Raw genomic sequence first — 15,365 nt, forward strand, 5'->3', positions numbered from 1 at the left:
GCCTGTTTGGCATTGATGCTGTGTTATCACCTATTTATGGGGAATAACCACACGACATAGGCGCTGCCTTGCCTAAATACCAAACAGACTGCTGCAAATTTAACCTTGAAAGGTCAACAGACCCTAGATTAAGCGATTAAATTTTTCTTTAACAATGTATTATGAAGCGCATTGATAAACTGTCTGTAAATGAAGACGTAAAAGATAAAATACGAGCCAACTACATGCCTGTGTTGGCTAGGACAACTGAAAATGGAACAATTACTTATTCAAAAATTGTTCATGTTAGTGGTGGCAGACCAAAAATACCTCGTGGTAAGGCTGCCAGAGTGACTCAAATTAATGGTGGCTAATGTAATGCGGGATTACCCTAATCGTGAAGAAAAACTAAAACAATTCTATGCGAATAGAATGAGCATGTTAGCGCATGATGAAAGTGTTATTGAATCGAAAATGCTTGGATCGCAAAAGCTTGAACATGAACAATTGAAAAGAATATCAAATAGTTTAATAAACCGTGGGATAGAATTATCAATCTGTCAGTTTTCACTCGGTCATAGTATTGACACAATAAGAGAAACAGTCGAGCGGACTATCACTTACTATCTTAAAACAGACAATGAGTGGAGTAGCTATCCACATAGTGTATATACATTAGTCAAACTTATTTCATTGGCTATTTTGGTTGATGTTAGTGATAAAGCGTGGGCATTATTGGCTGAAAAATGGCAAAGTAGCGGCAGTAATGGCTATATATTGGCAAAACTGTTGAGTTATCGTTCAAACAATATACAACTAGGTCAAGATGTTCGCCTTAAAAAAATCGGTCAAATTTTGACTATCTCAAATATTAGTGACGATTGTGAATTTTTAGAAGAACTGAAAAAGTATTCTAAAAAATGGTACATTCGTTATAAAGGCTTACATTGGTACAATAGCCACAATGATGATTATCATATAGGTTATTTTGGGTACTGGGCAGTAGAAGCCGCTGCTGTTGCAAAAATGCGTGGTATAAGCCTAAAAAACACTCATTTTGGTAAATATTTTCCTTATGGTTTTTTTGATCTACCAGAACAGTTACCGAAAGAAAAGGGCGTTAAAAAAGAGCTTCAACAAAAAGAGCAGGCATTAAATACAGTCACTTACCCTGGCTTAACTCGACTAACTCTATCGCTTGATGGTGCTTGGCTAAATGAGAGTGAGCAACGCTTATCATTAATCACCCATGATGAAGGTTTGGAGTGTGCCGGCACTGTGTACCAAAGTGACGAAAATACATTAGACTCATTTGCGTCAGGGAGGTATGAAGCATTAATGAAGCATATGCCATGGTATAAACGGGTTGGAGTTGAAAATGAACGAAACCTCCCCATTGGCACTGTTAAAGAACAATTGATGCAAGGCGTTTGGAAAGGCGAAACTGAAGTCACTTCTTACTTGGTATACGCTTTAAAATTTGACAAATATTTTATGGGTTTAACGTTTACCTTTATGGAAAAAGATAAAACACACTGCTTACCTATAATAGAGCGTTTGCTGAAGTCGATTCGTTATGAATAAAAGATTATAAGAATTCGCGGGTTCATGTGCAGCGCCACATTTATAGGATCAAGGTCTTGCACCCAGCCAAGACCAAACACCAATCTCACGTTTAACACCCTTCCCCGTCATCACGCCCTGAAAATAAGTAATTGATGAGTAATATCGCGCATGGCAGGATTTTGTTCCCGACAAATCCTAAGTACCTACATCCATGTAGGCAATGCGCGATAAGGCGAAACTAGGCCATGAATGGCCTATCTTCGCCGTTTACGTTCACATCAATTACGCATTGAAGGATTAAGCGTGATGCTTGGGCGCCGTGGGGTTCCAAGGGGCGACTGTCGGCAGCCGCCTCTTGGTTGCCGCCAGCAAGCTAAACCTTGAATAAGGTTTTTAATGTAGGTCGCGGATTTATCATGACAATATGTGTAAAAATGCGACCTGAAAGCAACAAGTTAGCAACGGTGAAAAAACAACCGCGCCAGCAAGCTTAGCGCCTACGGTGGTTAACTTATCACTGGTGTTAACACTTCGGCTAATACCACCTTCTATAACCACTATTTAACCTCTGTGCAGCGAAGCGCCTCTTTGCTCTCGGTGGTGAAATTCACTTTTTTCGCCCTAAAGGACGACCTACAATTAAAACCCGTTGGGTTTCGTTGCACTCTACCCAACCTACAAAGACTTTTTAAGCTGGTAATCTTTTATATAACGATAATCAAATTCGGGGTTGTCTAACACTTGGCAATGGTTGTTAAAGTCATCACTGAGCATGCCATGGATATCAATTTTTACTGATTGCTCTTCAATATTTTTAGCAAAACTGTTGAGTAACTGCCTGCCTTTTTTAGCATCCATAAAACAACCAAATTCATAAATACTGTAAAGCCTTGCAAAAGTATCGCCGCCCTGTTGTGCTTGCTTAATGAGTGCGTCGCCTTTTTTGCTATCGAGTATTTTGCCTAGTATAAATTGAGCGCGGGGGTTACTTTTTTGCTCTGCTAAATAACGCAGAATTAATTGCGCTTGGTAGCTATCTTGTGGGTATTTACCTAGGTAGCGCCCTTGAACATCAAACTGCCTACCTGAGTGGTAAGCAAAAGCATAAGTAAGTGCTTTATGCTGGCTTATTGTAGCGAGCGCTTCATCACTGGTATCTATGTGCTTATCGCGAAAATCGGCTGCATGCTGTGCTTGCTGGTTCTTTTCATTTTCTATGTACTGCCCTTCTTGAAAAATAAGCACCGCAATGGCAACAATATAACCAACCACAAAAGTCAGCACTAGCACCAAAGGTAGAACCACAAACCACCTGTTTTTTAACTTTTTTTGTTGTAAGTAATCAGGACATGCAAAAAACGCATCAAATGCTTTGTAGTCATGCATTGAGATGTTGATACGTGAAAGGTAGGCCGCGCTCCAAGCGCCGAGTACATATATGCCAATCAAAATAACAGACAACACATTGCCACCAATCACTATTTGCACATCCCAGGCAATTAAAACAATACACGCGTGAGACACAAAACCGATTACAGAAAATAGCCGTTCATAGCCACGACCATGAAACCTAACAGCTAAACCTATTAACGCGCCACTGAGCCATAACATAACAGTCGCTGCTGCTGGTTTTAACTCATAAACAAACATCCATAACACTAAAATTGGTATACACCAAAAGACAGCGCCGAGTGCGGCTGCGAGTGCATTTTGTTTTGTTATTTTTTCTAGTACATTATTTTGAAAATTGCTCTGAGCTGACACGGTAAATCCCTATACTATTGTAAACACAGTTAATATATTCTATTTCTAACGTCAATACACCCCCAGTACAGCGCAAAGCATGCGTCGCTTTATACTTCCTCCTATCTTATTTTTCTGCCGCTAATCGCACTTTGTTGAATCCTAGTAACAATTTCGTGCGTATCACGCTATTGTAGTATCAGCCGATTTAATTGATGGAGTTAATATGAAAAAGTCTTTGTGCACCAGCGTAGTTTTGAGCCTGCTGGGGCTGGGCTCTATGTTTGCCAGCGCGCAACCTGAGCAGCCTATTCCAGTTGCTAAAAGCGCAGATAAGTATGAACTTGAATTAGTTGCCAAGGGAGTTCAAATTCCATGGGGCATGGTGTGGCTTAACGAACAAGACCTTTTAGTAACAGACCGTGCCGGTGAGCTTAGATTAATTCGCAATGGTAAACTTGTAGAAAAGCCTATTAGTGGTGTGCCAAAAGTACATGCTGAGCGACAAGGTGGTTTACTGGATATAGAGCTTGACCCAAATTTTAAAGACAATGGCTGGATTTACTTATCTTACTCTGGCTATGAAGGCGATGAGGAAGGCTATAACACCTCGATTATGCGTGCGCGATTAAAAGACATGGCGCTCATAGATCAGCAATTATTGTTCGATGGCGGCCCAAACACCAAAACAACCTATCATTATGGTTCGCGCATCGAGTTTGACAAAGACGGGTATCTTTATTTTTCAATCGGCGATCGTGGTAACCGCGATGTACACCCGCAAAACCTCGCCCATGATGCGGGTAAAATTCACCGTATCAATGCAGATGGCTCTATTCCAACATCAAACCCGTTTTATAATAAAAAAGATGCACGCCAAAGTATTTATTCATACGGCCACCGTAACCCACAAGGCATGGCGATGCACCCAGAAACAGGTGCAATATGGACTCATGAACATGGCCCGCGTGGGGGCGATGAAGTGAATGTAATTAAACCCGGTGCAAACTATGGCTGGCCTGAAATAACCTACGGCATTAATTACAACGGCAGCACCATTACCGATGAAACATCTCGCGAAGGCATGCAACAACCTGATTGGATTTGGGTGCCATCTATTGCGCCATCGGGTATGGAGTTTGTTAGCAGCAGTGATAAATACCCACAATGGCAAGGCAGCATCGTGATTGGCTCGATGAAGTTTGCTCACTTAGTACTGCTTGAACTCGATGGCAGTAAAATAACGGGCCACAGTAAGTTATTTGAAGGGGCTGGCCGAGTAAGAAGTATTTCAACTCACCCAAATGGTGATTTATATCTGGGCATTGATGGTATGGGCATATTCAAAATTGTGCCAAAAAGCTAATTTAACCACCAGCATCACTTTGCTGATATAAAAAAGCCGGGACTTAGTTTTAAGCCCCGGCTTTTTTAATTACTTTATGTATTAACGCTTTTTAAATAACAACGTCATGCGGTTTGATTCACCCACTTTTTTAAACTTTTCTTTATCTGCGTCTGACTCAACATTTAATGACGGTGGTAGTGCCCATACGCCACGCTCAACGCCATCTACAATAATGCGGTCTAAGCTATTATTATGAAAATACGCTTCGGCGTCTAAATCAAACCCAGCCGCTTTTGCAACAGCAACCACGTGTGATTTAGGTAAATACCCTTTTTTAGCCGTTGCAACAGCGTCCCCCCCTTCTGGCGCTTGATGTTGCACCACGCCCAAGGTGCCCCCTTTTTTAAGCATTTGATTAAACTGGCTGAATGAAGCTGCTAAATCATTAACGTTTTGCAGGCCATGCAACCCTCTGAACGTTAATACAACGTCAGCATTCATCGCTTTGGCATCAACCGCTGCTTTAGGGTCAAAATCTGCCATCGTCACCTTGCCATACACGCCTTTATTATCAGCGAGCTTTTCTTCAAACTTCACGCGTGAACGCTTGCGGTATTCTGAAGGTGTACTCATCGGGTAATGCGCAGCGACTAACTCGCCTTTTTCTTTTAGCATTGGCGCTAAAATTTCCGTGTACCAACCGCCACCTGGCATGATTTCGATGACTTTGTCTGATGGTTTTACACCAAAGAATGCGAGTGTTTGATAGGGTTTACGAAATTCATCACGCTGTTGATTTGCGTCACTACGGTGCGAATGATCGACATGGTGTTTACCATGACCATCGGCAAATGCAGTTAATGGCATCGCTGCGCTTACAAGAATAGCCAGAGGCAACATGAGGTTTGTTTTTTTCATTCTTATTTCCTTGAGCTTAACCTGAACTCTGGTTAAGAGATGTACTAATGTATTGATATTAAATCACAAATATATTTACTAGTCTCCAGCCGGAGACTTTTAGCGATAACAAGGCGAATTTACGCGTCAATAGCTGGTCTATTGCAAGTAAATTCAACGCAGTTAGCGTTGAAAGTAGCCGCTGGAGATAGATTTATTATCCAGAGTTCAGGTTAGTTAAGTTTAATACGGTTATACACTTACAATTCGATTAAGGCTCACTGTTTGCGATAAAAAATATTGATTTATCAGCAAGGAGCAAGCCATCAATAGGCTGCTGTTTAATTATTCAGCTGGTCGCAAACTACAAAAAAGCCTGCATCAATGCAGGCTTTTATCTGTTACCGTATTGGGTTTCGCTACGCTCTACCCAACCTACAACACAATAATACTGGTAATGAGGTAGGCCACAAAGGTTAAGCCACCAGCGAATAGTGCATACGGCATTTGGGTTTTAACGTGAGTCAGTAAATCACACCCGGATGCCAGCGCTGATACCGCACTGGTGTCGGATATTGGCGAGCAGTGATCACCAAAAATGCCGCCACCTAAAATAGCGCCCACTACTAGCGATGGCGGTAAACCAAGCGCTTGAATAAGCGGTACGCCGATAGGAATCAAAATCGCAAACGTGCCCCATGATGTGCCTGTGGTAAACGACATCACAGCACCGGTTAAAAACAGCACCGGCACAATTAAGTAGATAGGCAAGTAATCACCAACAAGTGATGCCACAAATACACCTGTACCGAGCTCTTTTAAGCTGGCACCCAATGTTAACGACAGCAAAACAATGCTCACCAATGGCAGCAGTTCACCCATACCTTTAAAGCCGGTATCGACTAATTGATGGTGCGTAAATTGACGTGAGCTGATCATTAAGCAATAAGCTACAACAATAGCCAGTACCGTGGCATACAATACCGATTTAGAGCCGCTGCCCTCTGCCAGTACTCCATTACCCGTATACAACATAAAGCCAACCATGCTAACAATCAGCGTGAGTAAAGGCACCAACATAAAGCGCGCTTTAGAGCCTTTAACGTCTTCTTTAAGCTCGTTTTTTTGTAACTCTAGCTTTTCCTCAGCCTGTTTCATTGGGCCGTGAACTTTGTCAAACGCAATGGTATAAAATACGATAACCAAGGTAATTATGGCATAAAAGTTAAAACCAACACTGCCCCACAGCACAGATACAGCTGACTCACCCAGTTCGTAGTTGCCTAATAAGCCAAGCACAAATGCGCCCCAGCCATTAAGCAATATCAAAATACACACTGGCGCACTGGTACTATCAATAATGTAGGCCAAACGCGCGCGGCTCATTTTAAATTTATCAAACAACCCACGTGACACAATACCCGAGGTAAGCACGCTTAAGTTTGATTCTATAAACACCGCCACACCAGTAAACATGGTTAAAAAGCCCACTTGGCGTTTGTTTTTGGCGATGCCTTTATTCATCAACATGTTTACTGTGGCGGCAACACCGCCTGATTCGCGAATATAGGCAAGTAACGCCCCAATTAAAATACTAAATATGAGTATACGAGTGTTCCCCGGCGAACTTGCCACCGAAATAATACGCTCAATGGTATTTAAAAATGTCGTAAATACGCTATTCCCATCGCCTTGCAAAGCGAGTAAGAACTCTGAAGATGCCACTGCAACAAGCAATGCCATAATCACTTCTTTTCGCCAAAACACGATAGCAATCGCGATCAGCGGCGGTAAAATAGAATACCAATGCATAAAACGTTAACCTTAATAATTAGTGAGTCGTGCCCACTCTTATAGTTATGTGCCTTCAATTATATGATGAAGGGTAGAACAAACCTAGGGCCTGTTTATCTTTGAGATTAAATTTGCAGCTGCATGTTTAGTTATTAGACAAGACAGAGTGTATGCAGTGTGGTGTACCACAAAAATAGACAAAAACGCAGCATTAACGCCAAACTTACGTTGCTCGAAGGATTATTAGGCCTAAGGGCGATTAGCTCTTTGTAGCCCAAATTTACCTAGTCCAGTAGCTCAAAAATCTAGCGCCGCGCTTTAGCATCTCCAAATTGAACAAATTTCAATCTTGAAAGACCAACAGACCCAAGTAGCTTAATCGGTTGTGTAATAAACTCAACTTAATTCGACTAATGATTTAATATCGCTTCATAGATAAGCGAGATCACTGAACCATATTTACCGGTTTCAAACTTTTTCCCGGCAAATTCATAATGGATATCACCGCCTTCAACAGGTGTGTGTCGAGCATTAGTGAGTAAAATAATCGCTAAATCATAAGTTGGGTCTATCACTGTAACTGTGCCTGTCCATCCTGTATGTCCATAAGCTTGCGGGCTTGCATACGGGCCAAAGTGCCATTTACGCGCTTGATGGCCTGCCCGGCGCCAACCAAGACCGTAGGTTTGGTTGGTCGGTTGCGGCGCAATAAACTGCTCAAGCACTTGGGCGTTAAATAGTTGCTTATTAGCGTAACCACCGCCATTTAATAGCACCTGTGTAAGTACACTTAAATCACGTGCTGTACTGAACAGCCCTGCATGCCCTGCTACTCCATCAAAAGAATAATAAGCTTTTTCATCATGTACTTGGCCTTGGAGAACATCCGTGCGCACATTATCAAACTCAATACGGCCACCTCGGGTATTACCTTGAAGCTCAGTAGCAGCAATTTGCTGTTTAATGAACCCTTTTTGCAATGGGTTAAACACGGTATTCATTAACCCCAAGGGTTGATAAATATGACCTTCAACGTAGCTATCTAATGATTGCCCCGATAAACGCTCAACGAGTATACCCAACAGCATATAATCAATATCAGAGTAAATATGACTCACGTTGCGCCCAGCAATAAACGGCACACCGGTTAGCAATAAATTTTTAGTACGCGTGCTATTTTGTGAAAAAAATTGCTCACCTAACTTATTATCTTTGCGATGAAAATCAACCACAGCAGGAAAGCCTGCTCGATGAGTCAACAAGTCTTTAACAGTCCGCTGTTCTCGCCCATTTCCTCTAAACTCTGGTAAGTAATTAATAAGCGGTTTTTCAACATCTAGCTTGCCTTCGCTTGCTAGCCGCATTAGTGCAAAATTAGTGGCAAACATTTTTGAATTAGAGGCAATATCAAATAACGTATCGGCTTGCATTTTTTGTGGATTAGCTAACAGCGTGCCATCACTGTGGTACTTTTTAGCATCACCATATTGGCTCAACTTGATGATGTTGCCATTTTTTATCACCGCTAATACAGCACCTGGAAAACCATTGTTTATCTCGTCATTGATTAGCTCATCAACAGCATCAAAGTTAATGTGTGTGCTTTGCCTATCGCTCAAAGTTGGATAAGGGAAATGCAACGTTAAACCCGCACCCTCTGGCATTACGTTTTCAACTTTAAAGGTATTCATACCATTATGCGTACGCTTAGCTAAACTGTATTGATAAAGCTGCTGATGATTAAGTGGATTAGCAATATTGACTTTTTCACCGTTAATAAAAATATCTGCACTGGTTGCATTATCATTTTCAATAATTAATTCCCCTCGACCTCGGTACGCTTTAAATGTACCTCGATCATTCACCAATGCTCTGCTGCTTGGGTTCAAAGCGGGAACTCTGGCAGTAACCTGCGCGTTCGCTAACGGTTTTATTGGCTTAGTGCCTCGTTTTTGCGATTGGTGATATTGCCGCATTAATTGCGCTACTTTTTCAGGAAAGTACTTTTCGAGCAAAGCAAATAGCACTGATGCAGTGCGTGCATCTGCATCACCACTGACATGCCAGGGTAAAAAATGCATTTGAAACGCGTTTAAGGTATCGAACGTTTGTGAATCTAATTGATTACTTGGCTGTACGTCATAACCATAATCGCGAAGCGCTTTTTGCATTAAAACAATTGAAGGCTTAGCCACACTAAAATGCTGCCAATATTTTTCAACGGTTTCATTGTCATACCAAGCGCCAATACCTGCTTGGTATAATTGATACCATGGAAAACGCGGGCCCGGGTCATTTTCGCGGCTCGGTGCAATATCAGCATGACCAACAACTTGTGTAGGCCCTATATCAGGGTTACGTTCTAAAATTGATTTACTGAGTTCAATTAATAATGCAATTTGTTCTGCATCATAATCAGGATAAATACATAGCTTGGAGGCACTAGTATGCTGCTGAAGGGCTGTATTTAACTCTGGGGCATGACATGTTGGTATGTTAACAATTTCAATACCAATGGCATGATCGTTGAGTTCATTTCGCCCTTGCCAAAAGCTCGGGCCAGCATGTAAGGCTCTGTGTTGCTCATCAACTAACTGAATTATTTTAAGTTTGTCGTTGAGGTAAGTTGCACCATTTTGGGCAGGTAATAAGTAATGTGCACTTTCCTCGCCTTTTTGCGTTAACCGAGTCAGTGATGAGTTAAAATCTGCTCCTGTGTAATGCATCACTAAAAACTTAACACGGTGACTGTAATTTTCAGATTGTGAATATTCATAAAGTGAAGAGGCGCAGCTCATCAAAAAAAATACGATGATAAATAAACTGATGTTCTTAAACCAAGATACAAACGTCATAGCCTTCTCATTATAAAACAGCGAATTATCATCCAATTTATGTGGCAAATTTATTTATATACAACCTGTTAAGCATAACGCCAATTTAGGTGGTTTTCTATTTTTATGACCTCTAGAGTTAATTCAGCGTTAAGCGTAATAGTTTATAGCGTTTCAAACAGTACAACGTGGGAGGAGGTTAGAGTTTTTTATTTATGCGAACCATTAAATTAAATAAAAAATAGCAGTAACTGCATAATATTTATGAGTTAAAATAAATATCATTGAGAATAGAAACAGTCCCCTTGCAAAATACAACTGAAATATTTTATTTATTAGTCGGTGCTCTCAATTTACAGGTGGTAACACCTGAACACAAAACAGGTACAAAATTATTCTATTTAATGCTATAAATACGACAAATACCTTAATAAGTGAGTAGTATGTCCACTTTTATTAAAATCAAAGCGTTACGTCAGTCTCTTTCGAGCAGTGAAGCAAAGCTTGCAGACTTCACATTAAATTCGGCAAATGAAATTAGAAATCTTTCCTCTAACGAACTCGCAATTGCAGTGGGTGTAAGTCAATCTAGTGTTGTAAAGTTTTCGCAAAAGCTCGGTTATAAAGGCTTTCCAGCATTTAAACTAGCCGTTATTGATGCATTAAATGGAGAACCCTTTGAGCCTAAACCTCAGGGCAAAATCACGCGTAGTGATACCATTGAACAATTAAGTGAAAAACTGATCAGCAACCAACATGCTGTACTGAACGAAACTAAAGACCTTAATGAAACAGCGGCATTTGAACGCGCGGTGGCGTTAATTAAAGGGTCCAAACGCATTTTAATATGTGGTGAAGATGATTCAGGGCTGATTGCAAAAGGCTTTTCACACAAACTGCAACAGCTTGGCATACCTGCAATAGCAGAATTAAACCATGCAGTGCTACTTCCTTATGTAAAAACGTTTGATAACAATGATTTAATTATTGCGATCACTGAATCTGGCTGCACACCAAACATTGTAAATGTCATCAAGCACGCAAAGCAAAACAACTGCAATGTAATATCATTAACTAAGTATGGCAGTAACCCCGTTGCAAACTCAGCTCATGTGCAACTGTATACTATTGCAGATGAGAAGTCGGCTCGGCTTCAGTCTATATTGACGCGTACAGCACAAGATTTTGTGATTGATATGTTATTTATGTCACTCACCCAGTCAATTCGTTAAGCATTCTGCAGCCTCAGTACTTTTATTGAGGCCGATTAACTGGCCTACCGGTATAATAAATAAGGCGCACGCTGTAACTTAAAACGGCTAAGTTCTGGCTGCCAACTTTGCTTAATATGCTCCACTGAATGCCCTGCTTCAATAGCCAAGCGTAACTGATCTGTGCCTGCAAGCTTATCCATAAAGTCTTTTCGTTCAAAAAAAGTTATATTGTTAGCTTTTAATTGCTTGTATGCCGAAATAAAAAGCGCTAACTCCATCCCCTTAATATCGCTTTGGCGTAAATCTAATCCAGATACCTCAATGCCTTTAAACTTAGGATTCATTGCTGCTCCCTTGATTGCACGAGGAGTGAAGTTAAATTCACCCAATGGTAGAGGCGAAAAGCCAACCACTTGAAACGGGAAATCGGTACCTCGACCAATTGAAATGGGGGTTGCCTCAAAAAAACACAACGAAGGATAAAGCCCAATAGCCTGATCATTAGGTAAATTAGGACTCGGTTTAATTGGTAAACTGTAACGGCTGGTGCGCGTGTAATGAGCGACTGGAACGACGCTTAACTTTAGATCAGCGGCATTACTGATCCACTTCTCGCCTTTTATCATTTTAGCAAGCTCACCTACCGTCATACCGTGTAATACAGGAATTGGGTGCATGCCCACAAACGATTTAAACTGTGGCTTTAAAATTGGCCCATCAATATGGCTAATATTTGGGTTAGGTCTATCAAGCACAATAAACTCTATGCCTTGTTCAGCTGCTGCCTCCATCATGTAATGCATAGAGCTGATATAAGTATAAAACCGCACACCAACATCTTGAATATCAAAAATAATTACATCAAGGCCGCTTAATTGGGCTGCGCTTGGCTTTTTGTTTTTACCGTAAATAGAAATGAGTGGAATACCTGTTTTACTATCAACGGTATTTTTAACATGTGCTCCGGCGTCATAGTCACCACGAAAACCATGCTCAGGTGCAAAGATTTTAGTTATGCTTACATTTTTAGCTAATAAGCTATCGACTAAATGCGTGCGCCCCACCACAGAAGTTTGGTTAACCACCAACCCAACTTGTTTATCTTTTAATTGCGGTAAGTACAAAGCAAACTGCTGCGCACCAACTGAAATAGCATTTTTGCCGTCATTAGCCTGAGCGGTAACCGTAGTCACGGTACTGAGTATAAAAAGTACCATAAAAAATCTTATTGGAAACATACAGCAAGCTCCTTTTAAACAAGGTGTTTAAAATAACACAGCCTAGTTTAAAGAGCTGCTTAGGATTTAGTTTTCTGCCCAAAAGCACAGGGTATTATTTCAAACTTGAGTTTATTAAATTTTATTGCATCCAAATCGCTTGACCAATCGTTACTTGAGTATAATTACATAAGGATTGATAAAATGAAAAAACTGCTTTTATTAACTTGCTGCATTTTTTGCCACGAGCAAGCGTTGGCAAATATTGAAAAAATAACTGTTTATGGTCATCGTACAGGGCTTATTGGCGAGTCGATAAGCGCATCAAGCGGCATTATCGGTCAAGGCGAAATTGAAGACAGACCCATGCTGCGCAGTACTGAAATGCTGGAACTTATCCCAGGTATGGCTGTTACTCAGCACAGTGGTTCTGGCAAAGCGAATCAATATTTTATTCGCGGCTTTAACCTTGATCACGGCACTGACTTTGCCACTAACATTGATGGCATGCCAATTAACATGCGCAGCCACGGGCACGGCCAAGGTTACACTGACTTAAACTTTATTATCCCTGAAACAATCGCAACAGTAAGCTATAAAAAAGGCAGTTACGATGCATCGCAAGGCGATTTTTCTGCCGCTGGTAGCGCCTATTTTAATTTAGCCGATAACCCTAAACATCAGCAGCTTGATTTTACCCTTGGTGAAGACAGCTACCTTAGAGGCGTAGCATTGGGCTACACTAATGTGGGGCAAGGAAAGCTTATTGGTGCTGTTGAGTGGCAAGGTTATGATGGCCCTTGGCAAGATATAGATGAAGATGTAAACAAAAAAAATGCACTACTGCGTTATGCGGGTAGCCTAGCAGGTGGCGACCTATCAATCACGGCTATGGCTTACGATAACCAATGGAACTCAGCAGATCAAATACCGCAGCGAGCTGTTGATCAAGGCATTATTTCACAGCTTGGTTCGCTCGATAAAACTCTAGGAGGCAGCTCAAGTCGCTATAGCCTATCAACTAACTGGCAAGGTCGAAACCTCTCAGCAAACGCTTATGTGATTGATTACGACCTAAGCTTGTATTCAAATTTCTCTTACTTTTTAAATGATCCAATCAACGGCGATCAGTTTAGACAGCGTGATAGCCGTACTATTTCTGGCGCTGCACTTAGCTATCAATTTGCTCAACAAATCAGTCAAATACCTGTTACTCACACTGTTGGCTTAGACCTTCGTAATGACAATATTGATAAGGTTGGTTTATACAATACCCAAGCGAGGGAGTATCTATCAACAGTGAGAGAAGATGATATAAGTGAAACAAGCTACTCAGCCTATTGGCAAAGCGTATTGAGTTTAACTGAACGCTTAGAGGCTACTCTAGGTGCTCGTTACGATTACCTTGATGCCCAAGTAAGTGGCGATAACCGCTTAAATTCAGGTGATGCCGATGACGACTTAGTTAGCTTTAAAGCAAGCCTTAGCTATGTGTTTACTGATAACTTGGCAGGTTATGCAAATTGGGGGCAGTCATTTCACTCTAATGATGCTCGCGGCGCAACTATCACTCTAGATCCAGTTAGCTTAGCACCAACCGATAAAGTTGATCTTCTTGTACAGAGCGAAGGTGGTGAGCTGGGTGTTAGGTACTTTGATGAAAAACGTTTTAATATTTCGGCTGCTATGTGGTGGCTGCAATTAGACTCCGAGCTTTTATTTGTCGGCGATGCAGGTAATACAGAGGCCAGTGATGCATCTAATCGTTATGGCCTTGAGGTGAGTGCTTATTATTGGTTAGACGAAGCTGTCAGCCTTGATGCAGAAGCGTCATTTACACATTCAAGACTAGATATTAGTGGTGACAACGATCGCGTTGAAGGTGCAGTGCCCGTGGTGGCAAGCGCAGGTATTAACTGGCACTTAAATGAGCAATGGCAGAGTTCAGTTCGTATTCGTCATATTGGTAAACGCACACTTAATGATGATGGTAGTAAGCGCTCTGAACCGCTTACAGTCGTAAACGGGTTGCTTAGCTATCAACAAACTCATTGGAAGGTTGGCTTGGAGCTATTAAACATGTTTGACAGCACTGATCATGACATTGATTACTACTATGCTTCTCGATTAGCAGGTGAGCCAAACGAAGGTGTTGAAGATAACCACTTCCACCCTATTGAACCACGTACCATACGCCTTAATGTGAGTTTATTGTTTTAATTGATAATCTTAATATGGCTCAAATCAATTGAGCCATAGAGCATTATCAGCTGTTTTAACTTCACCAAATATAAGCCATAACAACTAAGTGATATAAAAGTGCTGGGCGCAGGACGTAGCTTGTAAGAGTGAACCTTTGATAGTCTGGTTCGCAGCCTACTACTCTTTTTAATTTCACTTTATTTCAGACATAAAAAAACCGACTTTCGTCGGTTGCTTTTCTATTAACTTTAATAGTAATAGAAAGTGGTGGGCGCAGGACGTAGCTTGTAAGAGTGAACCTCTGATAGTCTGGTTCGCAGCCTACTACTCTTTTCAATTTCACTTTATTTTAGACATAAAAAAACCGACTTTCGTCGGTTGCTTTTCTATTAACTTTAATAGTAATAGAAAGTGCTGGGCGCAGGACGTAGCTTGTAAGAGTGAACCTCTGATAGTCTGGTTCGTAGCCTACTACTTTTTTTAATTTCACTTTATTTCAGACATAAAAAAACCGACTTTCGTCGGTTGCTTTTCTATTAACTTTAATAGTAATAGAAAGTGGTGGGCGCAG

Annotated in this window: 10 protein-coding genes; 5 read left to right on the forward strand and 5 right to left on the reverse strand. The window is 41.1% G+C overall.

Translation table 11 applies throughout. The features are described from left to right. Nucleotides 1-161: 161 nt before the first annotated feature. Both CSC79_RS19695 and CSC79_RS19700 read left to right on the forward strand, forming a co-directional pair. Nucleotides 162-353, forward strand: a complete 192-nt coding sequence (locus CSC79_RS19695) for a hypothetical protein (protein WP_099297832.1) — start codon at nt 162-164, stop codon at nt 351-353. Nucleotides 354-357: 4 nt separating this feature from the next. After that, on the forward strand, nt 358-1,563 hold the full coding sequence (locus CSC79_RS19700; protein ID WP_180270466.1) for a PoNe immunity protein domain-containing protein: 1,206 nt from the start codon (nt 358-360) through the stop codon (nt 1,561-1,563). Between the two features lie 657 nt (nt 1,564-2,220). On the opposite strand, the gene CSC79_RS19705 is transcribed toward CSC79_RS19700, so the two are convergent. After that, the gene (locus CSC79_RS19705) at nt 2,221-3,309 is read right to left on the reverse strand and encodes a hypothetical protein (protein WP_099297836.1); all 1,089 of its coding nucleotides are present in this window, start codon (nt 3,307-3,309) and stop codon (nt 2,221-2,223) included. 205 nt (nt 3,310-3,514) lie between these two features. Here CSC79_RS19705 and CSC79_RS19710 point away from each other — a divergent pair, with 205 nt between their 5' ends. Next, complete coding sequence (locus CSC79_RS19710; protein WP_099297838.1) at nt 3,515-4,654, forward strand: PQQ-dependent sugar dehydrogenase; 1,140 nt, start codon at nt 3,515-3,517, stop codon at nt 4,652-4,654. Nucleotides 4,655-4,735: 81 nt separating this feature from the next. On the opposite strand, the gene CSC79_RS19715 is transcribed toward CSC79_RS19710, so the two are convergent. The 3 genes from CSC79_RS19715 to pbp4b form a co-directional block, all read right to left on the reverse strand. After that, nucleotides 4,736-5,554 (reverse strand): class I SAM-dependent methyltransferase, encoded by an 819-nt coding sequence (locus CSC79_RS19715; RefSeq protein WP_099297840.1) that lies wholly within the window; start codon nt 5,552-5,554, stop codon nt 4,736-4,738. Between the two features lie 414 nt (nt 5,555-5,968). Continuing rightward, nucleotides 5,969-7,345, reverse strand: coding sequence for a Na+/H+ antiporter NhaC family protein (locus CSC79_RS19720; RefSeq protein ID WP_099297842.1), 1,377 nt, complete (start codon nt 7,343-7,345; stop codon nt 5,969-5,971). Nucleotides 7,346-7,737: 392 nt separating this feature from the next. Beyond that, a complete protein-coding gene (gene pbp4b / locus CSC79_RS19725) occupies nt 7,738-10,182 on the reverse strand; it encodes a penicillin binding protein PBP4B (protein WP_099297844.1) in 2,445 nt (814 codons plus the stop codon). A 422-nt stretch (nt 10,183-10,604) separates the two neighbouring features. On the opposite strand from pbp4b, the gene CSC79_RS19730 reads away from it, so the two are divergent. Beyond that, nucleotides 10,605-11,393, forward strand: coding sequence for an SIS domain-containing protein (locus CSC79_RS19730; RefSeq protein ID WP_099297846.1), 789 nt, complete (start codon nt 10,605-10,607; stop codon nt 11,391-11,393). 44 nt (nt 11,394-11,437) lie between these two features. Here the strand turns inward: CSC79_RS19730 and CSC79_RS19735 are convergent, their stop codons facing one another. Beyond that, nucleotides 11,438-12,613: a DUF1343 domain-containing protein gene (locus tag CSC79_RS19735; protein ID WP_099297848.1), complete on the reverse strand. Its 1,176-nt coding sequence runs from the start codon at nt 12,611-12,613 to the stop codon at nt 11,438-11,440. Nucleotides 12,614-12,796: 183 nt separating this feature from the next. Between CSC79_RS19735 and CSC79_RS19740 the strand changes: the two genes are divergently transcribed. Further along, the gene (locus CSC79_RS19740) at nt 12,797-14,812 is read left to right on the forward strand and encodes a TonB-dependent receptor (protein WP_099297850.1); all 2,016 of its coding nucleotides are present in this window, start codon (nt 12,797-12,799) and stop codon (nt 14,810-14,812) included. Nucleotides 14,813-15,365 lie beyond the last annotated feature (553 nt).

This window comes from Pseudoalteromonas sp. 3D05 (assembly GCF_002723455.1).
Lineage (GTDB): Bacteria > Pseudomonadota > Gammaproteobacteria > Enterobacterales > Alteromonadaceae > Pseudoalteromonas.

Excerpts from the sequence above, each read along its gene's own strand:
- CSC79_RS19695 (WP_099297832.1), top strand. The coding sequence starts at position 162 with ATGAAGCGCATTGATAAACTGTCTGTAAATGAAGACGTAAAAGATAAA.
- CSC79_RS19700 (WP_180270466.1), top strand. The coding sequence starts at position 358 with ATGCGGGATTACCCTAATCGTGAAGAAAAACTAAAACAATTCTATGCG.
- CSC79_RS19710 (WP_099297838.1), top strand. The coding sequence starts at position 3,515 with ATGAAAAAGTCTTTGTGCACCAGCGTAGTTTTGAGCCTGCTGGGGCTG.
- CSC79_RS19715 (WP_099297840.1), bottom strand. The coding sequence starts at position 5,554 with ATGAAAAAAACAAACCTCATGTTGCCTCTGGCTATTCTTGTAAGCGCA.
- CSC79_RS19720 (WP_099297842.1), bottom strand. The coding sequence starts at position 7,345 with ATGCATTGGTATTCTATTTTACCGCCGCTGATCGCGATTGCTATCGTG.
- pbp4b (WP_099297844.1), bottom strand. The coding sequence starts at position 10,182 with ATGACGTTTGTATCTTGGTTTAAGAACATCAGTTTATTTATCATCGTA.
- CSC79_RS19730 (WP_099297846.1), top strand. The coding sequence starts at position 10,605 with ATGTCCACTTTTATTAAAATCAAAGCGTTACGTCAGTCTCTTTCGAGC.
- CSC79_RS19735 (WP_099297848.1), bottom strand. The coding sequence starts at position 12,613 with ATGTTTCCAATAAGATTTTTTATGGTACTTTTTATACTCAGTACCGTG.
- CSC79_RS19740 (WP_099297850.1), top strand. The coding sequence starts at position 12,797 with ATGAAAAAACTGCTTTTATTAACTTGCTGCATTTTTTGCCACGAGCAA.